At 68.8% G+C, this 26,901-nt stretch carries 23 protein-coding genes; 3 read left to right on the top strand and 20 right to left on the bottom strand.

Annotated elements, in window-relative coordinates; translation table 11 throughout:
* Window positions 1–31 precede the first annotated feature (31 nt).
* Complete coding sequence (locus ABT313_RS11800) at window positions 32–1,546, top strand: right-handed parallel beta-helix repeat-containing protein (RefSeq protein ID WP_350851319.1); 1,515 nt, start codon at window positions 32–34, stop codon at window positions 1,544–1,546.
* On the opposite strand, the gene ABT313_RS11795 is transcribed toward ABT313_RS11800, so the two are convergent.
* Window positions 1,532–2,824, bottom strand: coding sequence for an O-antigen ligase family protein (locus tag ABT313_RS11795; RefSeq protein ID WP_350851317.1), 1,293 nt, complete (start codon window positions 2,822–2,824; stop codon window positions 1,532–1,534). The two genes, ABT313_RS11800 and ABT313_RS11795, sit on opposite strands and share 15 nt — an antisense overlap.
* Complete coding sequence (locus tag ABT313_RS11790; protein WP_350851315.1) at window positions 2,824–4,446, bottom strand: Wzz/FepE/Etk N-terminal domain-containing protein; 1,623 nt, start codon at window positions 4,444–4,446, stop codon at window positions 2,824–2,826. The genes ABT313_RS11795 and ABT313_RS11790 overlap by 1 nt, the downstream gene beginning before the upstream one ends.
* A gap of 151 nt (window positions 4,447–4,597) precedes the next feature.
* Between ABT313_RS11790 and ABT313_RS11785 the strand changes: the two genes are divergently transcribed.
* Together ABT313_RS11785 and ABT313_RS11780 are read left to right on the top strand one after the other, a co-directional pair.
* On the top strand, window positions 4,598–6,814 hold the full coding sequence (locus ABT313_RS11785; protein ID WP_350851314.1) for a LamG-like jellyroll fold domain-containing protein: 2,217 nt from the start codon (window positions 4,598–4,600) through the stop codon (window positions 6,812–6,814).
* A 143-nt stretch (window positions 6,815–6,957) separates the two neighbouring features.
* The gene (locus ABT313_RS11780) at window positions 6,958–8,487 is read left to right on the top strand and encodes a WD40 repeat domain-containing protein (RefSeq protein WP_350851312.1); all 1,530 of its coding nucleotides are present in this window, start codon (window positions 6,958–6,960) and stop codon (window positions 8,485–8,487) included.
* Here the strand turns inward: ABT313_RS11780 and ABT313_RS11775 are convergent.
* The 18 genes from ABT313_RS11775 to ABT313_RS11690 form a co-directional block, all read right to left on the bottom strand.
* Window positions 8,484–9,755, bottom strand: coding sequence for an MATE family efflux transporter (locus ABT313_RS11775; RefSeq protein ID WP_350851310.1), 1,272 nt, complete (start codon window positions 9,753–9,755; stop codon window positions 8,484–8,486). The two genes, ABT313_RS11780 and ABT313_RS11775, sit on opposite strands and share 4 nt — an antisense overlap.
* A gap of 9 nt (window positions 9,756–9,764) precedes the next feature.
* Window positions 9,765–10,544, bottom strand: a complete 780-nt coding sequence (locus tag ABT313_RS11770; RefSeq protein WP_350851308.1) for a WecB/TagA/CpsF family glycosyltransferase — start codon at window positions 10,542–10,544, stop codon at window positions 9,765–9,767.
* 3 nt (window positions 10,545–10,547) lie between these two features.
* Window positions 10,548–11,531 carry a GDP-mannose 4,6-dehydratase gene (gmd, locus tag ABT313_RS11765; RefSeq protein ID WP_350851307.1) on the bottom strand — a complete coding sequence of 328 codons (984 nt, stop codon included), beginning with the start codon at window positions 11,529–11,531 and terminating at the stop codon, window positions 10,548–10,550.
* Window positions 11,528–12,457 (bottom strand): GDP-L-fucose synthase family protein, encoded by a 930-nt coding sequence (locus tag ABT313_RS11760; protein ID WP_350851305.1) that lies wholly within the window; start codon window positions 12,455–12,457, stop codon window positions 11,528–11,530. Before ABT313_RS11760 ends, gmd begins: the two co-directional genes overlap by 4 nt.
* 1 nt (window position 12,458) lies before the next feature.
* Window positions 12,459–13,943, bottom strand: a complete 1,485-nt coding sequence (locus ABT313_RS11755; RefSeq protein WP_350851304.1) for a sugar transferase — start codon at window positions 13,941–13,943, stop codon at window positions 12,459–12,461.
* Between the two features lie 286 nt (window positions 13,944–14,229).
* Window positions 14,230–15,123, bottom strand: coding sequence for a phytanoyl-CoA dioxygenase family protein (locus ABT313_RS11750; RefSeq protein ID WP_350851303.1), 894 nt, complete (start codon window positions 15,121–15,123; stop codon window positions 14,230–14,232).
* Between the two features lie 56 nt (window positions 15,124–15,179).
* Window positions 15,180–16,142 (bottom strand): aminotransferase class IV, encoded by a 963-nt coding sequence (locus ABT313_RS11745; protein WP_350851301.1) that lies wholly within the window; start codon window positions 16,140–16,142, stop codon window positions 15,180–15,182.
* 25 nt (window positions 16,143–16,167) lie between these two features.
* A complete protein-coding gene (locus ABT313_RS11740) occupies window positions 16,168–16,725 on the bottom strand; it encodes a dTDP-4-dehydrorhamnose 3,5-epimerase family protein (RefSeq protein ID WP_350851299.1) in 558 nt (185 codons plus the stop codon).
* Window positions 16,722–17,966, bottom strand: a complete 1,245-nt coding sequence (locus ABT313_RS11735) for a polysaccharide pyruvyl transferase family protein (protein ID WP_350851297.1) — start codon at window positions 17,964–17,966, stop codon at window positions 16,722–16,724. Before ABT313_RS11735 ends, ABT313_RS11740 begins: the two co-directional genes overlap by 4 nt.
* Window positions 17,963–18,898: a glycosyltransferase family 2 protein gene (locus tag ABT313_RS11730; protein ID WP_350851295.1), complete on the bottom strand. Its 936-nt coding sequence runs from the start codon at window positions 18,896–18,898 to the stop codon at window positions 17,963–17,965. The genes ABT313_RS11735 and ABT313_RS11730 overlap by 4 nt, the downstream gene beginning before the upstream one ends.
* Entirely contained in the window at window positions 18,895–19,827 is a 933-nt protein-coding gene (locus ABT313_RS11725) for a glycosyltransferase family 2 protein (protein WP_350851293.1), read from the bottom strand. Before ABT313_RS11725 ends, ABT313_RS11730 begins: the two co-directional genes overlap by 4 nt.
* A complete protein-coding gene (locus ABT313_RS11720; RefSeq protein WP_350851291.1) occupies window positions 19,824–21,104 on the bottom strand; it encodes an MATE family efflux transporter in 1,281 nt (426 codons plus the stop codon). The genes ABT313_RS11725 and ABT313_RS11720 overlap by 4 nt, the downstream gene beginning before the upstream one ends.
* An 18-nt stretch (window positions 21,105–21,122) precedes the next feature.
* Window positions 21,123–21,857 carry a class I SAM-dependent methyltransferase gene (locus tag ABT313_RS11715; protein ID WP_350851289.1) on the bottom strand — a complete coding sequence of 245 codons (735 nt, stop codon included), beginning with the start codon at window positions 21,855–21,857 and terminating at the stop codon, window positions 21,123–21,125.
* Window positions 21,858–21,877: 20 nt separating this feature from the next.
* Entirely contained in the window at window positions 21,878–23,017 is a 1,140-nt protein-coding gene (locus ABT313_RS11710) for a class I SAM-dependent methyltransferase (RefSeq protein ID WP_350851287.1), read from the bottom strand.
* Window positions 23,018–23,031: 14 nt separating this feature from the next.
* A complete protein-coding gene (locus ABT313_RS11705; RefSeq protein WP_350851285.1) occupies window positions 23,032–23,682 on the bottom strand; it encodes a PIG-L deacetylase family protein in 651 nt (216 codons plus the stop codon).
* Window positions 23,682–24,536, bottom strand: coding sequence for a glycosyltransferase family protein (locus ABT313_RS11700; protein WP_350851283.1), 855 nt, complete (start codon window positions 24,534–24,536; stop codon window positions 23,682–23,684). The genes ABT313_RS11705 and ABT313_RS11700 overlap by 1 nt, the downstream gene beginning before the upstream one ends.
* A 42-nt stretch (window positions 24,537–24,578) precedes the next feature.
* Window positions 24,579–25,802, bottom strand: coding sequence for a class I SAM-dependent methyltransferase (locus ABT313_RS11695; protein WP_350851281.1), 1,224 nt, complete (start codon window positions 25,800–25,802; stop codon window positions 24,579–24,581).
* Window positions 25,799–26,863, bottom strand: coding sequence for an NAD-dependent epimerase/dehydratase family protein (locus ABT313_RS11690; RefSeq protein WP_350851279.1), 1,065 nt, complete (start codon window positions 26,861–26,863; stop codon window positions 25,799–25,801). Before ABT313_RS11690 ends, ABT313_RS11695 begins: the two co-directional genes overlap by 4 nt.
* Window positions 26,864–26,901 lie beyond the last annotated feature (38 nt).

Below are 26,901 nucleotides of genomic sequence, written 5' to 3'. Positions count from 1 at the left end.
CACGCAGATCTGTTCGCCGGAAGGGACCTGCATGAGGCGTGGGGTTGTCGCGGCAGTCGGTGTCGCGTTGCTGCTGGTATCAGGCTGTTCAGGGGGCTCCACCGAGCCTCCGAAGCCGACTGCGACGACCACGGTGACCGTCCCGACCGCACCCCCGACCGCGGCGGCAGCCGTACTCGGACCGACCGGCCCGAGTACGGCGAAGCCCTGCACCGGCACGAACATCCCGGTCGGGACCGATCCGCAGCCGATCATCGACGCCGCACCGCAGGGCACGACCTTCTGCTTCGCCAAGGGCGTCCACCGGCTCACGCGTCCGATCCAGCCACGCAGCAACGACACGCTGGCCGGCAACACCGGCGCAGTACTCAGCGGCTCAGTGCGGCTCACCGGCTGGAAGCAGGCCGGCAACGGCTGGACGGTCCAGGGGGTGCTGCCCGCGGCGTACCCGCTGAAGGGCCAGTGCGAAGACAACAAGACCAAGCCCTGCCAGCTCGGCGAGCAGGTGTTCCAGGACGGCAGGCACCTGACCCGCGTGATGAGCCTGGGCCAGCTCGAGCCGGGCACGTTCTTCGGTGACTACAAGGCCAACGCGCTCTACCTTGGCGACGACCCGACCGGCCATGTCGTCGAGATGGCCAGGACGCAGACCGCGATCGACAAGTCCGCGGACGACGTCACCGTGACCGGCCTGACGATCCAGCAGTTCGCGAGCCGCCCGCAGGCCGGCGCGCTGCAGGCCGGCCGTGGCTGGACGGTGACCGCGAACGAGGTCCGCTGGAACCACGCCGTCGGCATCATGGTGATCGAGGGCGACAACGCCGTGGTCAGCCGCAACACCGTCGCCGACAACGGCCAGCTCGGCATCGGCCAGTACAAGTCGGCCGGTGTGAAGATCACCGCGAACCTGGTCACCCGCAACAACACCGACGGCTTCTGGATCGCGGACTGGGAGTCCGGCGGGATCAAGTCGACCCGCTCGTCCGGCGAGGTCAGCGGCAACGACATCATCGCGAACCGCGGTATCGGGATGTGGAGCGACATCGCGGAGTACGACCGCCGGATCACCGGGAACCGGATCCGCGACAACGCGGCCGACGGCATCCGGTACGAGATCAGCTACTCCGCCGTCATCGACCAGAACGTCGTCGAGCACAACGGGTTCGGCACCGGCCGCGGTTCGGGCGGCACGCTCTGGGACGGCGGCGGGATCAACGTCAACACGTCCTCCGACGTACAGGTCCGCGGCAACCTGATCAAGGACAACCGCAACGCCCTGTCGATCCAGTCCCGCACCCGCGGCGACGGTCCGCGCGGCACATACGTACTGCGCAACGTCCTCGTCGAGGGCAACCTCGTCGTCATGAGCGACAAGCAGTCATCCCTCGGTGTGGTGGAGAACAAGCGCTCGCCGGCCCAGCCCGGCGCGATCACGTTCCGCCGCAACAGCTACCAGGGCGCCGACCACTTCGCGTACCGCGGCAAGACCATGACCTGGTCCGAGTGGCAGCAGTCAGGCTTCGATCAAGACTCAGTGAGTAGCTGACAGTCGTCTTCGATGGCGGATGCGGTCGGCGTCGCAAATGGCGGCGGCGACCAGAAGGTGCACGGTCATCGAGGACAGGTCGGACAGGCCGCTTTCGTTGAGCGACGCCGCGGTGACGTAGGCCAGCAGGAGAGCCCCGCAGGCCCGGATGTACGGCGTCGGCGCGCGCAGGACCGAGACCCACGCGACGATCAGCGCGACCGCGACGATCGCGACCGCCAGCAGACCGGTCTCCCAGTACAGCCCGAGCCAGCTGTTGTCGATCGCCATCACGTCGACGTCGCCCTCGCCGCGGGTCAGCAGGACCCGTTTGTTGCCGAGGCCGTGGCCGATGATCGCGGTCTGCGTCGACACCTTCTCGTCCACGACCGCCTGCCAGCTCGTCGTACGGCCGCTCAACGAGGTGATCTGCCGGGTGCCCTGACCGCGCAGCAGCCAGGTGTGCAGCGACCCGATCGTCAGGAACGCGAGCCCGAGCAGCGCCGGTACGGCGAGGCACGCGATCCGGCCGAGCCAGGTCTTGCGGGTGATGATCAGCGCCACCACCAGCCCGAAGGCGAGCGCTGCCGCCGACGTACGGGTGCGACTTGCCGCGATCAGCACACCGCCCAGCCCGATCAGCACGAAGGCCGGCAGCACGGACAGCTTCCGGCACACCAGGCCGATCAATGCCAGCCCGAGCAGGATCGCCCCGACCTCGCCGACGCGCGGCGGCAGCATCGGGATGATGACGCCCTGCAGCCGGGACCCCGTGCCCAGCGAGCTCAACGGCCGCCACGCCTGGCCCGGGTCGTAGACGAGGCTCAGTACGACGGTTGCCGCCAGCAACACATGCGCCCACAGATGCGCCCGGACCAGTCGCTCCGGCACCTCGACCAACGGTCGCCAGAGCAGGAAGACGAAAACCAGCCCGATCAGGAAGCGGGCCAATCGCGTCAACGGCCCCATCGGCTCGGCCAGCAGGAACGCGGTCGCACACGCGAACAGCACGTACATCACGTACAGCCAGCTGGCCGGATTCACCCGGGTCCGGAACCCCGGCTTGGTCGCTGCGAGCGCGACCAGGAAGACCGCCCCGAGCAGCAGGCCCTTCGCGATGCTGTTCGTGGACCCGGTCGTGCCCTGCGGCGCCGCGACCCGCGACGACCACGGCTGGACGCCGAGCACGAACAGGCACCACAGCATGAGCCAGAACCAGGCCGGCCGTTGGATCTCGCGGTCGATCGTCCCCGGCACGGCCGGGGCCAAACGATTCCCGCGCGAGTAGGTGCTGTACATCAGCGCATCGGCGGAGCCGAGTCCAGCGGCTTGTAGTTCAGCGGGATCCCGAGCGTCTCGTCCTGTGAGGCCGCCCCGATCAGTACGACGCCCAGCACCGGCGCGCCCGCGAACTGCAGCGCACCGGTCAGCCGCGCGACGTCCATCTCCTTGTCGAGGCCGACCTGGACGACCAGCACAGACGCGTCGACCGCGGCGGCCAGCGGCGTGATGCCGTGCCGTCCGACCGAGGCCGGGCCGTGGATGACGACGGAGTACCCCGGCGGCAGGTCCGCGACGATGCCCGGCACCAGCGACGGGCCGACCGCCTCGGCGGTCTCCTCGTGGTTCAGGCCGGGCGGCAGGACGTACAGGTCCGCGACCGTCCCCGGACGGAACAGTTTGCGGGCCCGGATCGCCCGGGTCGCGGCCGGCTCCATCACCAGGTCGGTGAGTCCTTCGTGACCGGTGAGGTGCGGCAACACCGGCGTACCTTCGATGTCGGCGAGGACCAGCAGGGTCTCCCGGCCGTCGCGAGCGTTCGCCTCGGCCATCGCGAGCGCGATGCCCGCCGAGTTCGGCGTGGGTGAGGCCGAGACCACCAGCAGGGCTCCCGGGCCGCCGCCCGCGAACGCGCGCGGGCTCAGCTCACGACGCGCCAGCGCACCACTCGCCTCGGCACCCAGCGCGGTGATCTCGTACTGCGGGAGCTCCGGGGCCGACCGCTGCCAGAACCGGCGCCGATGCCCCTCGGAGGCCGCGATCACAGGCGAGCTCGTCGCCCGCGCCGCCTGGTCCCGGGTCAGGATGTACGGCGTCAGGTGGGACCTCAGCAGGGCGAGACCGAAGCCGAGCACCAGACCGAGGATCCCACCGACGAGGATGTCGCGGGCAACCATCGGCGACGAGCTCGCGGTGTCGGTCGTTGCCGGCGTCACCAATTGGCTCCCGGCACCGACCGCGGTGAGCGCCTTGAGCATCGCGGCCGCGTCGTCCGCGGCCTGCCGGGCCTCGGTCGCGAGGCCGACCCGCTGGTCGCGCAGCGCCGCCGCGGTCTGGTTGTCGCCGCGGCCGACCGCCTCGTCGATCTGGCTGACCAGGCTGCGGGACTGCTGGGTGGCCGTCTTCGACCGGGCCTGCGCCTGCTCGGCCAGGTTGGTGAGCAGAGCCTTGGCCTCGGTGTTGCGCTGTGCCAGGTAGATGGCCGCGATCGCGTTCGCCCGGTCGACCGCCTTCTGCGCCGTCGGTCCGTCGGTCGTGACCAGGTAGGCGTTGTCGGTGACCGCCTTCACCCGGGTCACCGACGCCAGCTCCTGGATGGTCTTGTCGTCGGTCGGCATACCGAGCTGCTTCACGACCGCGGCCAGCAGCGTCGGGCTGGCCATCACCCGGGCCTGGGTCTCGGCCGGCAGGTCCATCCCGAGCGGGCCGGTCTTGTCGGCGCCGTCGGACAGTTTCCCGACCAGCGCCGGCGGCACCGCCGGGCCGATCACCAGCTGGCTCGAGGCCGTCCAGCGGGTCGTCTGGGAGAGCGCGAACACGGAGGCGCCGAGCAGTCCGAGCACGATGCAGCCCATGATCAGCCACTTCTGCCGCAGCAGAGACTGAGCGGTTTCCCGCCAGACCACGGTGCCGGGTTCCATTGCCTACCTCACGCTCCCTCGCCGACGCTCGGACGCCAGCGCCTCAGGATATAGGCACCGGAATGTGATCACAGCACCTCCTCCGGTGCCCTACTCTCTTCTCGGGGGATCTGGGGTTATCACTTTTATGTCCAAGGGGGGACATCGCAGCATGACGAAGAGACGTCTGTTCACGCGGCTGGGGGTCGTGGGCACTCTGCTCGCCGGTGCACTGGTGGTGGCGTTCGCGCCGCCCGCGCAGAGCATCGAGGCCTCGCTCTCGGCGGTCAACAGCTCGACCTGGCAGACCAACGCCAGCGTCCAGGGCATCGCCGTCGCCGCCGGCAAGGCGTACGCCGGAGGCCGTTTCACCAGCGTGCGCCCGCCGGGCGCCGCCGCCGGGACCGGCGAGGTCGGCCAGGCGTACCTGGCCGCGTTCGACGCGACCACCGGCGCACTGGTCACCGCGTTCAACCCGGTGCTCAACGGGCAGGTCTACGCCGTGGCCGCCTCCGCGGACGGCTCGCGGATCTTCGTCGGCGGTGACTTCACCACCGTCAACGGCCAGACCCGCAACCGGATCGCGGCCTTCGACACCGCCACCGGCGCACTGGTCTCGAACTGGAAGCCGTCGGTGTCCTACCGGGTCAAGACGATCGCCGTCTCGGGTACGACGGTGTACTTCGGCGGCTCGTTCGGCCTGGTGAACAACCTGACCCGCAACCGGCTAGCCGCGGTCACCACCGACACCGGCACGCTGTTGCCGTGGGCGCCGGACGTGAACGGCGACGTGTACGCCGTCGACGCGGCCGATGACGCCTCCAAGGTGTACGCCGGCGGCCAGTTCAGCACCGTCAACGGAACCAACCAGAACACCGTGACCAGCCTCGACCCGGTCAGCGGCGCAGTACTGCCGTTCCCGGGCGCCTCCGCCGTACCGCCGCCGAACGGGTCCTGCACGACTCGGGTGAAGTCGATCGACGCCAGCGGCGACACCGTGTACTTCGGGAACGGCGGCGACGGCGGCGGCTGCTTCGACGGCACCTGGGCCGTCGACATCGCGACCAACACGCTGAAGTGGAAGAACCAGTGCCTCGGCGCGACCGAAGCGGTCAAGGTCGTCAACGGCTGGCTGTACAAGGGCTCGCACGCCCACGACTGCGCCAACCAGGGCGCCGGCGGCTTCCCGCAGGGCTTCGACTACCGGTTCCTGCTCAGCGAGAAGTTGTCCGACGGATCGCTCGGCCCGTGGTACCCGAACACCGACGCGGACCCGAACAGCGTGACGAACGTCGGACCGCTGGCGTTCGCGACCAGCGGCAACGACCTCTGGGCCGGCGGCGACTTCCTGCACGTCAACGGCGTCGCGCAGCAGGGTCTGACCCACTTCACCAACGCCGTCCCGGGTGCGGCACCGGCGAAGCCGGCCAAGCTGCTCCCGTACAGCGTCCAGCCGGGCGTCGTACAGATCCACTTCCCGACCGTGGTCGACAACGACGACAGCACGCTGACCTACCGGCTGCTGAAGGGGTTCAGCAACACCACGATCGCGACCTGGACGGCCAAGTCCACGCCGTGGGACCGGCCGTGGCTGAGCTACACCGACACCGACAACGCGCCGGGCGACACCCCGAACTACCGCGTCGAGGTCACCGACGGCAGCACCACGATCCGCGGCAACTACTCCGACCCGGTCACGGTCGCCTCGGCGCCGTCGACGGCGTACGACCAGATCGTCAACGCCGACGGGCCGCAGGCGTACTGGCGCCTCGGTGAGGCAGTCGGTACGACGACATCGGTCGACTCCTCCGGTCAGAGCAACAACGGCACGTTCACCGGCGTGACGCTGGGCGGCGCGGGCGCGATCGCGGGCAACACCGCGATGACGAGCAGCACCACCACCGGCCGGATGGTCGGCGAGAAGGGGTACAGCTTCCCGCAGCAGTTCACGGTCGAGGCCTGGGTGAAGCAGAGCGGCGTCGGCCGCGGCGGCCGGATCATCGGCTTCGGCAACGGGAAGACGCAGAGCAGCGCGATCAACGACCGGATGCTGTACATGCGGACCAACGGCTCGATCGTCTTCGGTGTCAACGACGGCAGCCAGCGCACGCTGACCAGCCCGTCCGGCAAGAACGACGGCCAGTGGCACCACGTGGTCGGCACGTTCGACAACGGGATGATGAAGCTGTACGTCGACGGCGTCCTCAGCGGCAGCTCGCTGGTGGGCCAGGCGTCGCTGTACTACGGCTGGTGGCGGGTCGGCTACGACTCCACGAACTCGTGGTCCGGCGGCGGGGCGACCCAGACCGGAATGGGTATCGACGAGGCGGCCGTGTACCCGTACGCACTAACTCCCGTCCAGGTCCAGAACCACTTTGCAGCAAAGTGAAAAGAACGATTACTGCAAGGTTTGGCACAAACCTGTAACGCGATTGGGAGGCCTGCTTCCGGTGGGCCTCCCACAGCGGTAATGTCCGCCGCTGGTGCGTGATGAGGCACGCGCTGTACGCCCCCGCCTGTGTAAGGACATAAATGAAGAAGTTAGTGCTGGCCCTTGTCACCGCAGCGGCTGTCCTGGCCGCGGCGTTGATTCCCTCGGGACCGCCGGTGGAGGCGGCGACTCCGGGCTTCGCATCCGCGGTATCCGCCATCAAGCAGCCTTCGTGGCAGACCAACAACAGCGTGAACGCGCTGGCCATCGCCGGGAACACCGTGTTCGCCGGCGGTCTGTTCACCAGGCTCCGCCAGCCGGGCATGGCCTCGGGTCAGGCACCCGAGACGCAGCGCAGCTATGTCGCCGCGTTCGATCGGACCACCGGGAGGCCGACCGCGTTCGCGCCGGTGCTGAACGGTCCGGTCTACGCCATCGCGACCAGCCCGGACGGCAAGTGGGTGGTGGTCGGCGGCGACTTCACCATGGTGAACGGCCTGCGGCGCAGCAAGATCGCGATGTTCAGCGTCGCGACCGGCAAGCTCGTGCAGGCCTGGGACCCGGTGGTCGCGGCCCGCGTGAAGGCACTGGCGATCTACGGCAACAGCGTGTTCATCGGCGGCGCGTTCGGCAAGATCGACGGCGCCGTACGCAACCGGCTCGGCGCGGTCCGGCTGATCCAGGGCGACCTGCTGCCCTGGAACCCGAACGCCAACAACGACGTGTACGCGCTCGACGTGTCCGACAACGGCACCCGGGTGTTCGCCGGCGGTCCGTTCAGCACGATCAACGGCAAGGACCACTACTCGCTGGCGATGCTGAACAACACGACCGGCGCGGCCTTCGACTTCCCAGCGGCGGCCGCGATCCCGAAGCCGACCGCGACCTGCACCACGCGGGTCAAGGACATCGACACCCTCGGCGACAACGTGTACGTGTCCAACGGCGGTGACGGCGGCGGCTGCTACGACGGCGTCCTCGCGGCGCAGGTCTCGACCGGCAAGCTGCTGTGGCAGAACAAGTGCCTGGGCGCGACCGAGGCGATCAAGGCGATCGGCAACTGGCTCTACAAGGGCTCGCACGCGCACGACTGCTCGTCGTCGCCGAACGGCTTCTCCAACGGCAGCGGCACGCACTACCTGCTGGTCGAGAGCGCGATCAACGGCAACCTCGGACCGTGGTTCCCGAACACCGACGCGAACCTGAAGAGCACCACGAAGGTCGGCCCGCTGGCGATGGCCGGCACCTCGACCGACCTGTGGGTCGGCGGTGACTTCCTGCACGTGAACGGCCAGATCCAGGTCGGCATCACCCGCTTCACGAACACCCCGGGCGGCGCGGCCCCTGCCACCCCGAAGGCGCCGACGCTGAGCGCGACGACCTCCGGCCGGGTCTACGTGACGTACTCCGACGTGTACGACCTCGACAACCTGTCGCTGACCTACAACGTGTTCCGCGGCTCGCTGAACGTCGGCTCGAACGTCTACACGTCGTACTTCTGGCAGGCCCGGAAGTCCTACCAGGTAGTCGATCGCGGCCTCAAGCGCGGCTCGACGTACTCGTACCACATCGAGGTCCACGACGGCCGCAACATCATGAAGGGCGCCACCGCGAGCGTGAAGATTCCTTAACTCGCAGCCGCGGCGCGGCGATGGGCGGCGATGGCTCGGTGCGCCTCGTTCCACCACAGCAGCAATGTGGTGAACGAGGCGCCGGCCAGCCCCCAGGCCGCGCCCTTCGGGCCCCAGAGGAAGGCGCCGCCGATGCCGCACGTGATCAGGATGACCGACGAGATCAGGCGGACGCGCAGCCCGCGAGTGGCGGCGGTCAGGGCTCGCATGATTGCGAAGGCGCCGGCGTTCGAGGCGCCTAGGGCCTGGAGCAGGATGACCGGGATCAGGACGCTGTGAGCCTGCGTCCACACGCCCGGACCGAGCAGTTCCCGGCCGACAACGGCCGGTAGCAGAAGGAAGACGCAGCCCCACGCGAGCGCGCCGGCTCCCACGCCGAACGAAATGGCCAGGCCCACGAGCCACAGCCGGCGGTACGAATGCCGCAAGGCACGGGCCGCTTCGGGTACGGAGATCATCCGGATCCCCTGGTTCAGTACGTTCACCGGCCCGAGCAGGACCTGGGCGCCGCGGATGCCCGCGGTGGCTACCAGGCCGGCGGCCGCCGTGATGCCGAGCATGTAGACCTGGATCGTGCCCGAGACCGCGAGCATCTCCCCGACGTACTTCGGGCTCAGGTCCCAGTTCCGCTGCACCCATTCACGAATCAGCTGCCTGCGTGGAGACACACCGGCCTGGAACCGGCCCGCGATCGCGGCGATCACCGCACCGAGCCCCCAGCCGAACGTCAGGCTGAACGCCGACGTCGTACCGGTCAGGTAGAGGCCGCCGAAGATGGCGAGCATCGCCAGCAACCAGATCAGGTCGTTGACGAACGCCTTGTTGCCCTCACCCACGACGAAGAACGCCCACCGCCACGCATCCTGCAACAACAGGCCAGGCATAGTCACTGCGAAGGCGATGAGCACCCCCTTGGACGGCACGCCCGGGAACGCCGCGATCAACAGACCGACCACCATCGCCAGCAGCCCGGTCAGCAACGCGGTTGCCGTGCTCGCCCGGACCGCGCGCTGCCATTCAGGCGTCCGATCACCGGAATGCCGTACGGCGAGGGGCTCCGTGGAGACCGCCCGTGACACGTTCAGCGCGATCGTGTACCCGCCGAATGCCAGCGCATAGACACCGAAGTCGGCGACCGTGCTCGAGCGGGCGACGACGACCCCAACCGCCAGGTTGCTGAGACTCGACAGCGCCTGGTCGGCCAAACCCCAACTGGCGCGACCGGCCGGTCCGGCCAGCCGACGCAGCTTCGGCCGCCGGAACTTCACCGGCTCACTCTAGAGCGGACGCGGCGGATGACGGAGAACGCCCACCAGGAAACGCGGGATGCCCAGCACGTAGCGCTTCCACAGCCGCCGCGGCTCCTTGTACAGCCGGTAGCTCCACTCCAGCCCGGCGCGCTGCATCCACAGCGGCGCGCGGTCCAGCCGGCCGGTGTGGAAATCGAACGCCGCGCCGACGCCGATCAGAATCGCGGCGTTCAGCCGGTCGCGATGATCGGCCATCCAGCGCTCCTGCTTCGGCGCGCCGAGCCCGACCCAGATGATGTCCGGCCGCGCCTCGTTCATCCGGGCGACGACGGCCGCGTCCTCGGCCTCGGTCAGCGGCCGGTACGGCGGGCACTCGGTGCCGACGACCTTCAACGCCGGGTGACGCTCCTGGAAGACCTCCCGCAACTCCTCGGCCACACCCTCGGCGCCGCCGTAGAAGTACTGCGTCCAGCCGCGCTCCGCCGCCTCCGCCATCACCCGCTTGAGCAGGTCCGGCCCGGCGACCCGGTCCATCTGCTCGAAGCCGGCCTTCTTCCCGGCCCAGACCAGCGGCATGCCGTCCGGCACGGTCAGACCGGCGGTGTTGTAGACCTCGGTGAGTCGCGCGTCGGCGCGTGCGTGCAGCAGCGCGTTCATGTCGGTGACGCAGACCAGCTCGCGGGAGCCGTCGTCGATCCAGCGCGCGAACCTCCCGACGGTGTGGTCCAGATTCGTGATGCTGACATGGATGCCCAGGACATCGACTCGGTCGGCGGTAGAGGTCGCCGCGGTCTGCAGGTCGGTCATCAGTCAGTCCTCCGGGGTCAGCGCGGCGAGATCCGCGTCGACCATGATCTGAACCAGCTCCGGCACGTGCACCTGGGCCTTCCAGCCCAGCTCGGTCATGGCTTTGGACGCGTCACCGATCAGCGAGTCGACCTCGGTCGGGCGGACGTACCGCGCGTCGTAGTCGACATACTCCTCCCAGTCGAGCCCGACATGGTCGAAGGCGCGCGAGACGAAATCCTTGACCGAGTACGACGTACCGGTCGCGATCACGTAGTCGGCCGGGGTGTCGTGCTGCAGCATCCGCCACATGCCCTCGACGTACTCCGGGGCGTAGCCCCAGTCGCGACAGGCGTCCAGGTTGCCCAGGTACAGGCGGTCCTGGCGGCCGGTCTTGATCGCGGCGACCGCGCGGGTGATCTTGCGGGTCACGAAGGTCTCGCCCCGGCGCGGCGACTCGTGGTTGAACAGGATCCCGTTCACCGCGAACATGTCGTACGCCTCGCGGTAGTTGCGGGTCATCCAGTAGCCGTAGAGCTTCGCGGCGCCGTACGGCGAGCGCGGGTAGAACGGCGTGTCCTCGTTCTGCGGCGGGGGCGTCGCGCCGAACATCTCCGACGAGGACGCCTGGTAGAACCGGCAGTCCAGCCCGATCATCCGGATCGCCTCGAGCAGCCGGGTCGTACCCATCCCGGTGGTGTCACCGGTGTACTCCGGCTCGTCGAAGCTCACCCGCACATGCGACTGCGCGGCCAGGTGGTACACCTCGGACGGCTGGATCGACGCCAGCAGCGTGACGAGCCGCGAGCCGTCGGTCAGATCGCCGTAGTGCAGGAACAGCCGCTTGTCCTCCGCGTGCGGATCCTCGTACAGGTGGTCGATCCGCTTGGTGTTGAACGTCGACGCGCGCCGGATCAGCCCGTGGACTTCGTAGCCCTTGGCAAGCAGCAGCTCGGCCAGGTAGGAGCCGTCCTGGCCGGTGATCCCGGTGACGAAGGCTTTTTTCATGAGTGGTTCTCCACGTACCAGCGGTAGGTGGCGGCCACACCGTCTTCGAGGTCGACCGACGGCTTCCAGCCCAGCGCCAGCAGCCTGCTCACGTCGAGCAGCTTGCGCGGGGTACCGTCCGGCTTGGACAGATCGTTGCTCAAGGCACCGGTGTAGCCGACGACCCGGGCGACCAGCTCGGCCAGCTCCCGGATCGACACGTCGGTGCCGACGCCGACGTTGATCGGCTCCGGTGCGTCGTACTGCTCGAGCAGATGCAGGCACGCATCCGCGAGGTCGTCCACGTGCAGGAACTCCCGCCGCGGCGTCCCGCTCCCCCACAACACAACCTCGGGAGCATCCGCGACGCGAGCCTCGTGGAAGCGGCGGATCAACGCCGGCAGCACATGCGACGTAGCCGGGTCGAAGTTGTCATGAGGGCCGTACAGGTTGGTCGGCATCGCCGAGATCCAGCGCAGACCGTACTGCCGGCGGACCGCCTGGACCTGCATGATGCCGGCGATCTTCGCGATCGCGTACGCATCGTTGGTCGGCTCCAGCTCACCGGTCAGCAGGCTCGACTCGCGGATCGGCTGCTCGGCGTACTTCGGGTAGATGCACGACGACCCGAGGAACAACAGCCGCGGCGTCCGCACCTCGAGGGCCGCGTCCATCAGGTTCACCTGGATCCGCAGGTTGTCGCTGAGGAACTCGGTCGGGTGGTCGCGGTTCGCCAGGATCCCGCCGACCCGGGCCGCGGCGTCGACGACCACAGCCGGCCGGTGCTCGCGCAGGAACGCGAACGTCGCCGTACGGTCCCGCAGGTCGAGCTCCGACGACGACGCGCCGACCAGCTGGGTGAACCCGGCAGCTTCCAGACGCCGCCAGATGGCGGAGCCGACGAGGCCGCGGTGACCCGCGACGTACACGGGTGCGTGAAGGTCCATGTCAGTACGCTCCCGCGCCGTAGGCGACCGCGCGCACGGTCTTCCAGAGGATCAGCAGATCCAGCGTCATCGACCAGTTGTCGACGTACCGCAGGTCGAGGCGGACCGACTCGTCCCAGGACAGGTCACTGCGGCCGCTGACCTGCCACAGGCCGGTCATGCCGGGCTTCACGAGCATCCGCCGCGAGTCGTCGGCGGCGTACAGCGCGACTTCCTCGGCCAGCGGCGGCCGCGGACCGACCAGCGACATGTCGCCGCGCAGCACGTTGAACAGCTGCGGCAACTCGTCCAGTGAGAACCGCCGGATCCACCGCCCGAGCGGCGTCATCCGCGGGTCGTCGCGCATCTTGAAGATCACGCCGTTCCCGTCGCTCAACGCGTACAGATCGCCGAGCCGCTGCTCGGCGTCGGAGTACATGCTCCGGAACTTCAGCATGGTGAACTCGACGCCGCCGCGGCCGATCCGCTGCTGCCGGAACAGCACCGGCCCCGGGCTGGACACCTTGACCGCGAGCGCCAGGCCGATCAGCAGCGGAGACAGTACGGCGATGAAGCCGAGGGCAACGGTCCGGTCGAAGACGGCCTTCATCAGGTGCGGCCCGCCGCTGACCGACGGCCGCTCCAGGTGCAGCAAGGACAGGCCGGCGACCGGGCGGACCGAGATCCGCGGACCGGCGACCTCGATGATGCCGGGCGAAACGATCAGCTCGATACCGCGCTGCTCCAGCGCCCAGGACAGGCGGCGCAGTGACTGGCCGACCAACTCCGGATCGGTCGAGATGGCAACCACATCGACGGCGTGCCGGTCGGCGGCGGCCAGGATGTCCGGCTCGTCCAGCTCGTCGGGCTGCAGGTGCCCGTGCCCGTCGCCGCGGGGCCGGCAGGTCGCCACGACGCGGAACCCGTCGGTCGGACGCTTCTCCAGGTGCTCACAAAGCGTCGCGGCCGGGCCACTGCGCCCGACCACGAGAACCCTGTGCATGCAGCGGCCTCTGACCCGGTGGCGATGCAGGTCCTTCCGCAACGCGTACCGCAGCAGCAGGGCGGAGACCACCATCACCGGGATCGCCAGGATCACGAAGCCGCGGGCGATCTCGGTCTTCGTCACGTACGACGTCATCGCGACGGCCGCCGTCAGGCCGACGCCGGAACGCATCAGCGACCGGAACTCGTCCGGCCCGGCGCCGAAGTACCGAGGGTCGTAGCCCTTCGACAGCGCGACGACACCGACCCAGGCCGGCGGCAGCAGACTGCTGACGACGAGATAACTGGGACCGACGTGGTAGCCGAACCGGGTCAGCAGTGCGATCGAGACGCCGAGCATCGCCGCCAGCAGGTCACCGCCGACAGCGGCCCAGCGGTACACCCCGACCCAGCGGGGCTCGGTCGAGCGCGACGGCAGCGGGACGATGGCCGGGACCTCGTGCGGCACGACCCAGAGCGGTCCGTGCCCGTCCATCCGGCCGGGCGCTTCAGCTCCGCTCACACCAGTCCTTCGGTCTCACGTTGCGGCCACTCGGACACGCTCCGTGCCCAGGGCTTCCCGCAGCTGTCCGTCCCCAGAATTCACCCGCGCGTCGGCGACGAGTCACCGAAGATTACTACGCACCACGGGCCTCGGCGACCACCAGGCCGCCTTCCTTGTGGAGAACTTGCATTATGAGCCGCGAACCAGTTGCTTCATCACGAAACGATCAAGAAAACAAGGACAATGAGACGACAAGCCGGCCGGCGTCACGACGACGCCGGCCGGGCAAAAACTTGACGAGTGGTCAGACAGCCTGGCGACTCGGTGTGTCGAATTCGGCGACCACCTCGGCCGGAATGTGCTCGAGGTCGCTCACCCGCAGATAGTCGCCCATCGTCGTACCCGTGCACTCGGAGTCGATGTTCGGTGCCATCCGCCCGGCCAGCGTGTCACCGAGGTGCACGGTGCGCAGGTCGATGCTGAACCGGGTCCGCCCCGAGGTGTTCGGCACGCTGGAGTGCAGCTGCGCCCCGGAGAACAGGATGATGCCGCCCGGCTTGCAGATCGGCCGGATCTGCGGGACCAGCTCGACCTCTTCCTCCGGCACCGGCTGGACGCGGGTGTCGGTGCCGATCTGGGTCGCCGCGATCTTCCGGCTGGTCGCGTTCCACTCGGCGTAGTTGTAGACCCGCGAGCTGTTCTTCACCGGCGTCTGCCAGTAGCGCCGGTGGAACGCCAGCCCGTTGTCGTGGCTGATCGGGAAGATCGGCAGCCACCAGTTCAGCTGCGTGTACGGCGCGGAGTACCAGGTGTCGCGGTGCGGGTGGAACGCGAACGCGATACCGGTGGTCAGGTAGTCGTCCGACGTCGAGCTGCGCATCCGCGGTACGTCGAAGTACACCTGCTCCGGGTCGCAGCCGAAGTCGACCAGCATCTCCTGGATCAGCCGCTTCGACTCCGGGTGGTGGATGAAGGCCGGCTTCAGCTCGGCGAGCAGCGCCGCGTACTCCTCCACCGGCATGTCGAACTGAGCCGTCTCCGGGTCGAGCGGATGGAAGGCCTGCTTGGCCATCTCACCGGCGAACTCGGTCAGCGCCAGCGTCGACGGACGCGGCGAGTAGACGAACAGGTCGCCTTCGTAGAGCTTCTGTCTGCGTTCGTCGTCGCTGAACTCCGCGTCGACATAGATGGAATGCATGGGACCCCTCCTGGTCTTCGATTCCCCCCGGGCCGGCTGTATCAGGCTCAGCCGACCTAGACTCCGGCCTCCGCCGGCAGTAGTTGACGTGACACGTCGGCCAGCGGCGCCAGCTCGACGCCCGGCAGGACCAGGTCGCCACGCATGAGTTCCAGATAACGCTGCCGGAGCTGCGCGAGCAGGCCGGACTGTTCGTACTCGACACCGTCGAGCTCGGAGACCAGCGTCAGCTCCGAGATGGTGCCGGCCAGGCCGCACTCGTCGGCGGCCAGCAACTCGGTCCGCTCGAGCGGGCGCCGCTCGAACGGCATGCCGAGATCCTTGGCCACCTCTTCGAGGATGTCGACCGTGATGCTGTCCAGGCACGACTCGCTGGTCGGCGGGGTGACGATCCGCCCGCGCTGGACGATCAGGACGCAGGCGCCGGTCGCTTCGGCGACCCGGCCGGCGTCGTTCAGCATGATCGCGTCGTCGTACCCGAGCCGGCGGACCTCGATGCGGGCCATCCGGGCGCCGACGTAGTTCGCGCTGCTCTTCACACGCGTCGGCAGCACGAGGTCGGAGGCCCGGCGCCAACTCGTCACACCGAGCCGCATCGGGTCCGGGTCGAGCTTGCGCTGGCTGAACGCGGTGACGACGAGGTCGGCCTCGGTCGCCTCTCCCCAGTGCCCGTGGGTCACGTACATCGTCGGCCGGAACCACAGGTCCTTGTCGGGTACGAGCAGTTCTCCGGCCAGCTTCTCCAGCCCGCCGAGGAACTCCTCGTAGCTGAACCGGACCGGAATGTGGAACAGCGACGCGGAACGGCAGAGCCGGTCGTAGTGTCGCCGCGGGGTCCGGATCGAGAACAACTGGCCGGCGGTGTCCCAGTAGCCCTTCACGCCTTCGAAGACGCTCAGGGCCCGGGTCAGCGCCTCGGCGCCGATGTGGATCTTGACGTCGGTGTACGGCACGAGCTCGCCGTTCACGAGCGCCCACGGCGGCGTCTGGAGCTGCGATATGGATGCGGTGTGAGCCATGAGGGCCCCCTTCCGGAGTCGGTGGTCAGCGAGCGGTCAGGACGCCCGCGGCGAGGTCGGCGAGAGAGACGGCCCGTTGGTCGCGGGCCGACATCAGCGTGACCGGCAGCGGCCACGGGATGGCGAGATCGGGGTCGTCGTACGCGATCACGACGTCCTCGGACGGGTCGTGCGGCCGGTCGATCCGGTAGGCGATGTCCGCGGGTTCGGTGAGCGCCTGGAAACCGTGCCCGCACCCGGCCGGGATGTACACCGAGCACTGGGTGTCGCCCGACAGCGTGAAGTGCGCCTGCCCCAGGTACGTCGGCGAGTCCGGCCGGAGGTCGACGACGACGTCGAACACCTCCCCCGCCGAGCAGCGGACCAGCTTCGCCTCGCCCTGTCCGGAGCGCAGATGCATCCCGCGCAGGACGCCCTTGCGGGACCGCGACAGGCTGTCCTGCGCGAAGCCGTCCGGGTCGATCCCGACCGACCGGGCGATCTCGGCGTCGAAGGTCCGGCTGAAGAAACCCCGGTCGTCGACGTGCGGCGTGGGCTCGAACAGATAGACCCCGGCGATCTCGGGTACCTGTGTCACCTTCATGAGTGCTCCTCCAAGGTTTCCGCGGGCGCCGGGAAGACCTTCGCCGACAGGACGTCGTACTGGTCCTCGAGCCGGCTGCGGTTGACGGCGTTCCGCTCGTCCATCGCCGGTCCGACCACGTCGCGGCGGGACTCGAGCGCGGTGTACTGCGCGATCAGCCGATCCACGTCGAGTGAGCGGATGTTCTGGCAGAACTCCGCGAGACCCATGTCGGCCATCAGTACGTCGTTCTTCGCGGCGTACCCGATCGACACGGTCGGCTTGGACAGCATCAACGCGCACACGACGTTGTGGAACCGGGTGGCGACGACGGTGTCGAGCGCGGCCATCTGCTCCATCAGGTCGTCCAGCGACTTCGGCGGGTCCTCGACGACCCAGGACGGGTCGAGGTCGGGCCGGTTCTCGCGGACGTCGGCGAGGATCGCCGCCGAGACCAGCTCGTCCTCGTGGTCGCCGGTCAGCAGCCGGACCCGGTGCCCGTGGTCGACCAGCCAGTGCACGAAGCGGGTCATCTTCGCGACGTACTCGTCGAAGACCTCTTCGGCGCGGTCGCGGTCGTCGTCCGTGCCCCGATACGTCATCACGCCGACGCCGACGGTCGTGGGTTCTCCCGGCGGAGTCGCCGACCGGACGGCGGGAATCGGCAGCGAGAACGCCAGGTCCGGGTAGACCGGGTCGTCCGCGATCCCCAGACCGGTGGCGCGCATCGCGTCCTTCGACAGCTGGTCGCGGAACGAGCGGTAGTACGCCAGCCGGGCCGCCAGCGTGAAGACGCGGCGCGTCATCCGCCGGCCCGACGTGTTGGCGCCGACGCTGACGAGCGCGACCTTCGTACCGACCAGGCGACCGGACGCGGTCAGCAGCAGCAACGAGTACGGGAAGCCCCACCAGCGCAGCGGCAGGCCGCCTTCCAGCACGCCCATGCCCGGTACGACGACCACGTCGTGGCGCCGCACCCAGGAGGCGGTCCAGAAGAAGTCGACGAGCTTCCCGATCCCCTTCAGCGCGGCCGACCGCAGACCGCTGACGGTGCTGTACTCCTCGCGGTTCCAGTTCATCCGCGTGGCCGGCAGGCCGTAACGCTGCTCGACCACCTCCGGACCCGAGCAGAGGAAGTCGATCTCCGCGTCCGGGTACGACTTGGCGAGGTAGGCGAGGAACGCCTCCAGCGACCCGTCGTTGCCGAGATTCCCGTGGCCGAGCAGACCGAAGAACCCGATCCGCAACCCTTTGCCGCTCATGCGATCCGTCCGTTCTGGCCGGCGACCACCATCGACACCGACACCACCTCGCTGACCTGCTCGACCGGCGTGTCCTGGCGGCGCATCGACGGCGGCACCACCCGGCTCGTCATCCAGCGCACCAGTTGCCACAGGCAACGGACGCGCTGGCCGCCGGTCAGCGGCGCGCGGAACAGCATCCGGACGTAACCCAGCGGGTACTCCGCGAGCAGCCGGACGGTCGAGTGCTTCCGGCGGCGCGGGTCCAGGTTGCCGCACCAGGAACGGACCGTCCGGTTCGACCGCAGCGCGCTGTCCGGGTGGTCGCGGCGGAAGAACAGCGACGCCGGCACGTGCAGGAACCGGCCGTGCAGCGCGATCTCGGCCACGATCGTCCGGTCGGCGTGGTAGAAGCTCTCGTTCAGCGCGGTCCGGCGCAGTACGTCGGCGCGGACCACGCCGTAGTCGTCGTCGCCGCCGACGTCGAACAGCAGGCTCCGGAACCGCTCGACCGGGTCCGGCGAGTCGGTGGTCAACGGGTAGCCGACCTTCGCGACGATGTCGCCGGCCTCGTCGATGATCGCGCTCCACGAGTGGCACAGGACCGCGTCCGGGTGCTCGTCGAGCGTGTCGATGCACCGCGCCAGCAGGTCCCGCGCGTAGAGGTCGTCGTACGACGCCCACTTGAACAGCTCGCCGCGGGATTCGGTGAAGACGATGTTGTGGTTCGGGGACGCGCCGACGTTCACCGGCTGGCGGATGTAGCGGATCCGCGGGTCGCGGGCGGCGTACTCCCGGCAGATCCGCTCCGTGCCGTCGGTGGAGGCGTTGTCGGAGATGACCAGCTCGAAGTCGGCGTACGTCTGCCCGAGCAGCGCGTCGAGCGCTTCCGCAAGGTACTTCTCGCCGTTGTAGACCGGCAGACCGATGCTCAGCCGCGGTACTGCGTTCATCTTCTCCTCATCTCTGCAAGAGCCTGCGGGTGCCTGGCGGGCGTGTGTTGCACCGTGTCTTCGATCCGGGCCGACGATCTGTGCGCCGCCCGGCTCGCCAACCAGCGCAGCAGGTGCGTGTAGCAGCGCCGGCGCTCGGCCGACGACAGCGGTGCGCGGCGGATCGCGCCGACGAAGCCGCCGACGTACTCGGCGAGCAACCGCGCGGTCGGGTTGCTCAGCCGGTGCGCACGGCGCGGCTCCATGTTGGCGGCGCGGCTGCGGATCGTCGGCTTCGCCCGCTCGGCGCGGTCCGGGTGGTCGCGGCGGAAGAACAGCACCTCCGGCACCTGGTGGAACCGCCCGGACAGCGCGACTTCGGCCATCAGCGTGCGATCCGCGTGGTGGTAGCTGCCGTGCAACGGCGTACGGCGCAGGACCTCCGAGCGCATGACACCGTAGAAGTCGTCGCCGCCGACGGCGAACAGCATGCTGCGGAACCGCTCGGCCGGATCCGGAGAATCCGTCGCGAGCGGATAGTCGACCGTGAGCAGGATCTCGCCGGCCTCGTCGACGAACGCTTCCCAGGAGTGGGCGAGGACCAGTTCACGGTCGTCGTCGAGCGCCGCGATGCACCGCTCGAGCAGCTCGCGTCCGTACAGGTCGTCGTACGAGGCCCACTTGAACAGTTCCGTGTGCGACTGCTCGAAGACGAAGTTGTGGTTCGGCGTCGCGCCGATGTTGGCCGGCTGACGCAGGTACGTGATCCGCGGGTCGTTGCCTGCGTACTCGCGGCAGATCGCCTCGGTCCCGTCGGTCGACGCGTTGTCGGAGATGATCAGCTCGAACTCGCCGTACGACTGTCCCAGCAGGGCGTCCAGCGACTCGGCGAGATACTTCTCGCCGTTGTACACCGGCAGCCCGACGGTCAGCCGCGGTACGGCGCTCATGTGCTTCTCACTTCGGGAACGACCGGCTGCGACTCCTCGGAATCCACGGCCGACTCCAGTTGCTTGCGCTCCCGTACGCCGACCCGCAGCGTGTACCACCAGACGAACCCGGCTGCGAACGTCGCACACGCAGCGCCCCAGGCCGAACCGCGGGCACCGTCGAGCGCACCGCCCAGCACACCGCCGACGAGGTAGAACGCCGAGGCACACAGCTGAGCCTTGAGGCTGCGGCGGGCGATACCGAGCGCGCGCAGACCGGCCGCGGCCCCGGTGTTGAAGCCCGCGCACGCCACCGACAAAGTTGCCGGCAGCACCAATACGGACGCGGTCACCCAGACCTCGCCGAGTAGTGCGTGACCCCATTCGTCCGGCAGCGCGAACAGCAGCAGCAGACCCCAGGCCAACGCGGCCAGCGCCTGCGCGCCGCCAAGCCCCAGACAGAACAGCGGCAAGGCCCGGACGGACCTCCGCAGTACCCGGGCGGCTTCCGGTACGGCGACCAGCCCGATGCCGGATAGCACGATGAAGAACGGACCGAGCAGCATCTCCGCGCCGCGCACCGTACCCACCGCGGCGACGCCGGCGAACGCGCCCAGTCCGTACATCCGGAGCTGGTACGCGCCGCTGAGCGTGACGTTCTCGGTCAGGTAGCGCAGGCTGAGATCGCGGTGCTCGGACAGCCAGCGGCGGGCGAGCGCCGGCCGCGGCAGGATGCCTGCCTGCAGCCCGCTCACGAGCGCCGCGAACACCCCGGCCCCGCCCCACGCCAGCACGAACCGGGTCACGCTGGCGTGCTGGGACGCCAGATACAGCAGCGGCACCAGGCCGAGCGCCCAGGTGATGTCGCTGACGAAAGCCTTACCGCCCTGTCCCGAGGCGAAGAACGCGAACCGCCAGCTGTCCTGCAGCATCAGCCCGGGCAACACGATGCCCAGGGCAATGAATGCCTGGCCGGCGTGCCCGCCGAGCAGCAGCCCGACCAGCGCGCAGATCGCGCCGGTGCCGACACCGACGACGATCGCCATCCCGGACGACTTCGCCACCGCGGTCCGCCACACCGGCCGCTCCAGTCCGCTGAAGCGGACCGCGAGCGGATCGGTCGCAAGACCGCGGGAGATGTTCAGGACCACGCCGTACGTCACCCAGGCCAGGCTGAACGCGCCGAACTGCAGCGCGCCCAGCTGCCGGGCGACGACAACGCCCACCAGGAAGCTGACCAGGCTGGTCACAGCCTGGTCGGCAAGTCCCCAGGTGAGGCGGCGCAGAACAGCTTTCATAGTTCGCTCACAGTCGGCTCAGAAGGCGCTTCGCTGGACGTCCGGCAGGTCCTGGAGCCGCCACAGCCCGAGCCGGTTCGGGTCGACCTCGCCGCCGTCCGGGAAGGACTCGATCGGCGCGGGGAAGTTGAAGGGCGGGAGCAGCATGTTCAGCTGCCGCCAGTTGCGGCCGGTGAACTGGTTGTGGTTCCGCTCGACGTTCGCGTAGGTGTTGATCACCAGCCATTTCGCACCGGTGGAACGGAAGTTCGCCAGGATGTCCGCCGCGTCCTGGAACGAGACGTGCACCAGGCAGTCCCGGCACAGGATCAGGTCGACCGCGGGCAGCTTGTCCTTGGTCAGGTCGGCGACCGCGAAGTCCCGCTGCTCGTCGCCGTACTCCTGCCGGTTCTTCTCGATCACGCTCGCGACGATGTCGACACCGTGGTACTTCTCCACCGGGAGCGGGATGTGGCGCATCCAGTTCAGGTCGCCGCACGGCGCGTCCAGCATCGTCTTCACGTCGAGCCGGGTCAGCAGCTCCGGCAGCCGTTCGCGGATGTCGACAGTGGCCCGCAGCTCGGACCCGGTGCCGGACCCCGACTCGGCACTGTCCCAGCCCGAGCTCTCGTAGACCTGGGTGAACAACGCCTCGCGAGACGTCACCCGCCAACGCAGGCGGTGGACCGCCGTCAAGCGGGCCATCGGCCCGCGAAGTACGCGCTTGACCATATCCAGCCCCGAACTGCGCAGGCTGCTCACTACGGATGCCATGCCGGTTCCTCTCCCCAGATTCAACGTGCGTCGTGCCGACGGGCCCCCAGCTCGTGCGGCTCCGGCAGCGGCACGAGGTAAGTGGCGCCCCAGCCGCCGTCGGCTTCAAGTTGCGTGACGATCTCGTCGGCGATATCCCAGGTCAGCACGAGGACGACGTCCGGCCGCGCGGCCCTCAGCTCCTCGATCGGACGGATCGGCACCATGCAGGCACCGGGGATCCGGCGGCCGTGCTTACCCGGCGCGAGATCCACGGTGAACGGCAGCAGGTCCGTCGTGACGTTGCTCAGATCCAGGAGCACGGGCGCCTTGGAAGGAGCTCCGTACCCGAGGACCGTGCGCCCGGCGGCCCGATGGCGGCTGAGCTCTTCGTGCAGCGCGCCGGCCGCATGCCGGGCAGCTTCGTGCAGACTGCCGAGCTGGACCTCGTCCGCGATCCCGGCCGCTTCCTCGTCCTCCAGGACCACGTCGACCGATGCGTCCGGCCTCGCGTCCGCGGTGTGCCGCAGCATCACCATCAGGCTGCCGCCGTACATCTCGGCCTGCCGCACCGACTCGACGGTCAGACCGTGCCGCGCGGCGACGTTCTGCAGCGCGCGCAGCGAGACGTACGCCCAGTGGCCGTGCCGGATCGTGTCGAACTGGTTGCCGATGAACAACGGCAGCAGGTGGTGGAACTCCATCACCAGCAGACCGCCCGGCGCGAGCCGGTCCGCCCGCAGCTTCAGCGAGTCGCCGTACTGCGGCTCGTGCACGATGCCGTGGACGTCGACGACCAGCTCGGCCTGCTCACCGTCACCCGCGAGCCGGCAACCGGCTGCGTACAAGTGATCGAGCCACGAGCCGCCGTGCGGACTGCCGAACTCGAACACCGATCCGCCGCTCAGATCCGGGTAGTCGCCGAGGATCTCCTTGACGGACGCCTCCGCGTGCGCGCGGCTGGTCGCCGATTCGACGGCCAACGGCTCCTCGGCCAGCTGCGCCTGCACCGGACCGAGCTGCACCAGCGTGCACTCCCGGCACAGCCACAGCGACAGCGGCCAGCGCGGATCGGAACCGGGGTTGTCAGCCGGCGGGAAGTAGTCGGCGAGCGGCTGGTCGCCGACATCCACCACGAGTACGACGTCCTCCGACGCGCACCCGCGACACTTGAAGCTCACCACGTCCCCCTCGTTCACCATGTCAGCGTTGCCTTGGCGGTAGTGAAGGCTTCGGCGTACGTCGCCCGGCACTCCATCCCGCGCAACCGGGCCAGCCCGGAGAAGACCTCTCCGTCGAACCAGTCGTGCGGGACCTGCGACGGGTACGCCTTGTGCAGCAGCGCGATCTTCTCCTGCATCTGCTCCTCGGTGAGCTCGACGTACAGCCATGGCCGGCTGATGTCGCCGTCCCACTTCGGGATCTCGTAGTGCAGCACCAGGTGGTTGCGCCACACCGTCGGCGCCAGCTCGGCGATCAGCCGGTGGTCCTGGTGCGCGTCGTGCTTGCTCGGGGCAAACACCAGGTCGGGGCGGCGGCTCCCCCGGGCCGTTGCCTCGAGCAACTCCTTGGTCTGGTTCCAGTGTGCCGGCAGCCGGCCGTCCGGCAGCTCGGCCGAGGTGACGCTCACCTCGCAGTCCGGCAGGAACAGCTCCGCCGCCCGGCGGGCCTCCTCCAGGCGCAACGGCGTACCGGTCGCGATCACGAACTCGGCGGACAGCTCCGGGACCGACTCGGCCAGCTTGAGCAGCGTGCCGCCGCAGCCGATCTCGATGTCGTCCGGATGGGCGCCGAGGGCAACCAGGTGGACCGGCCCGTCGATCAGGCCGAGCTGGAACGGCAGCATCAGATCGCCACCACTACCGGTACGTCCGGCGAGGCCGTGGGCTCCTTGTCCAGCACCTGCGCCTGTTGCTGGCGGACCTGGTGGCTCCACAGCGCCCACGGCTTCTTGCCGGACCGATACAGCTCCTCGAGCTGGCTGCGCTCCTTGAGCGTGTCCATCGGCGCCCAGAACCCGTGGTGCGGGATGGCCTCGAGCTTGCGCATCGCGGCCAGCCGCGGGAACGCGTCGCCGACCAGGTCCTCGCCCTCGTTCAGGACGTCGAAGATCTCCTTCTTGATGACGAAGAACCCGCCGTTGATCCAGACGTTCAGGTCGACCGCCGACCGCAGTCCGGTGACCCGGGAGTCGGTGCCGAACTCGACCGTGTGGAACGACGCCTGCGGCGGCACCGCGAGCAGGCTGGCGGTGATGTCGCTGGTCATCACGTGATCGACGATCTTGTCCATCGGCGCGTCGGTGAGCACGTCGCCGTAGTTGGCCAGGAACGCGTCGTCGTCCTCCAGGAACGGCCGGACCCGGCGCAGCCGCTCACCGATCGAGGTGTCGATACCGGTGTCGACGAAGGTGATCTTCCACTCGCTGATGTCGGAGTCGAGCAGCTCGATGTGCTCGCCGCCCTTCGTCATCACGAAGTCGTTGGAGACGGTCTCCTCGTAGTTCAGGAAGTAGTTCTTGACCGCGGTTCCCCCGAAGCCCAGGCACAGGATGAACTCGGTGTGGCCGAAGTGCGCGTAGTACCGCATGATGTGCCACAGGACCGGCCGGTCGCCGATCGTCATCATCGGTTTCGGTGCGGAGTCGACGCCGCTGCGCATCCGCAGCCCGAGTCCCCCGCAGAAGATCACGACCTTCATCTGACTTCCTTCCCCCCAAACCCGTTTCAGATCCCAAATAATTCAGAGCAGTTCGAGCTGCGGGATGGGTACGACGAACTTCGCGCCCCACTCCCGTGCGTAGCCGAGCTGATGGACGATCTCCGCGCGCAGGTTCCACGGCAGGATCACGATGTAGTCGGGGCGCGTCTCGGCCAGGCGCTCCGGGGCGAAGATCGGGATGTGCGTGCCGGGCAGGTACATCCCGTGCTTGTGCGGGCTGCGGTCGACCGTGTACGGCAGCAGGTCCTCGCGGATGCCGCAGTGGTTGAGCAGCGTGTTCCCCTTGCCGGGAGCGCCGTACCCGGCCACCGTCTTGCCTTCGCGGCGGGCCTGGATCAGGAACTCCAGCAGGTCGGACTTGATCGCGAACACCTCGTCGGCGAAGCCCAGGTGACCCTCGACCGTGTGCAGGCCGGCGTCCTTCTCGTCCTGCAGCACCTTGCCGACCAGCTCCGTCGGCTCACCGGCGGTCTCGATCGGCGTACTGAACAGGCGCAGCGAGCCGCCGTGGCTGGCGAGCTCCTGGACGTCGACGACCTTGAGCCCGGCCTTCTCCAGCGCCAGCGCGGCGGTCTTCAGCGTCAGGTACTGGTAGTGCTCGTGGTAGATCGTGTCGTACTGGCGACGCTCGATCAGCCGGAGCAGGTGCGGGAACTCCAGCGACACCAGGCCGTCGTCCTTCACCAGCGCACGCAGGCCCTTGGCGAAGTCGACGATGTCCGGCACGTGCGCGAACACGTTGTTGCCGACGACAAGGTCCGCCTGGCCGTGCCGGGCCGCCGCGTCCTTGCCGGTCTCCTCGCCGAGGAAGTAGCTCTCGGTGCGGATGCCGTTCTCGTTGGCGATCTTGGCGATGTTCGCGGCCGGCTCGATACCGAGCACCGGGATGCCGAGGGCAACGGCGTGCTGCAGCAGGTAGCCGTCGTTGCTGGCGGCCTCGACGATCAGGCTCTCCGCGCCGAGGTCCAGCCGCTCCTGCATGTCGACGACGAACCGGCGCGCATGCTCCACCCAGCTGGTCGAGTACGACGAGAAGTACAGGTAGTCGCTGAACACGTCGTCCGCGGCGACGTACGCCGGGAGCTGGACGAGCAGGCAGTTGTCGCAGATCCGCACGTGCAGCGGGTAGAACGTCTCACCGCTGTCGAGCTGGTCCGCGCGCAGGTAGCTCTCGCACGGCGGCGACATGCCCAGGTCGACGAACGTGCGCGTGAGCTCCGCGCCGCAGATCCGGCAGCTGTTCATGACTGCATCTCCTTCGGTCCCGGGAACTGCGCGTCGGTCTGGCGCCGCAGCTGGCCGTCGACGAGCCCGGCGCTGAGCAGCTGCTGGATCCGGCGCAGGCGGACGAACTGGGCGGAGTTGAAGTCGTCGAGCGTGAGGCCGTGCCGCTGGTAGGCGTCGTACATCTCCTCGACGCCCTTGCGGACCGTCCACTGCAGCCGCAGCTCCGGGAACGTGTCGTTGAGCTTGCTGAAGTCGACCTTGTAGTTGCGCAGGTCCGGGCCGGCGCCCTCGGCGATCGACAGCGTCGAGCCGGGCACCGCCTCGCGGACCATCTCGGCGATGTCGCGGACCTGGACGACGTCCTCGGACCGGCCGACGTTGAACGCCTCGTCGTGGATCGTCTCCCGCGGCGACTCCAGCACGGTCAGGAACGCGCGGCTGATGTCCTCGATGTGGACCAGCGGGCGCCACGGCGTACCGTCGCTCTCCAGCCGGACCTGGCCGGACGTCAGCGCGATCGCGGTCAGATTGTTGACCACGATGTCCAGCCGCAGCCGGGTCGACGCGCCGTACGCGGTCGCGTTGCGCAGGTACGTCGGGCTGAAGGTGTCGTCGGCAAGCTTCGACAGCTCCTGCTCGGCCAGCGCCTTGGTCTCGCCGTACGCCGTGACCGGGAACATCTCGGCGTCCTCGCCGACCGCCTCGGAGCCGGCCGCGCCGTACAAACTGCACGACGACGCGAACAGGAAGCGCTCGACGCCGGCGTCCTTGGCGGCCTGCGCGACGTTCAGCGTGCCGTCCAGGTTGACCGAGTACGTCGCCGCCTTGTCCAGGTTGCCGAGTGGATCGTTCGACAGCGCGGCCAGACAGACCACGGCGTCGTACCCCTCGAGCTCACGCGCGGTGACGTCCCGCATGTCCCGCGGCGCCCTGTCGCCGATCGGGTCCGGCCCGCCGAGCAGGTCGCACCCTTCGTACAGGCCCGTATCCAGACCGTCCACCTGATGCCCGGCAGCCCGCAGGAACGGCACCATGACGGCCCCGATATAACCCCGATCCCCGGTGACCAGAACCCTCATCCGTTTCCCCTCACCCCAATGCAGCCCTGTCGCCCAAT

Origin of the sequence: Kribbella sp. NPDC000426 (assembly GCF_040300265.1) — a bacterium.
In the GTDB taxonomy this organism is placed as follows: Bacteria; Actinomycetota; Actinomycetes; order Propionibacteriales; family Kribbellaceae; genus Kribbella.
Note: the sequence above shows the minus strand (reverse complement) of the source record. Positions and strands in the feature narration are given on the sequence as shown.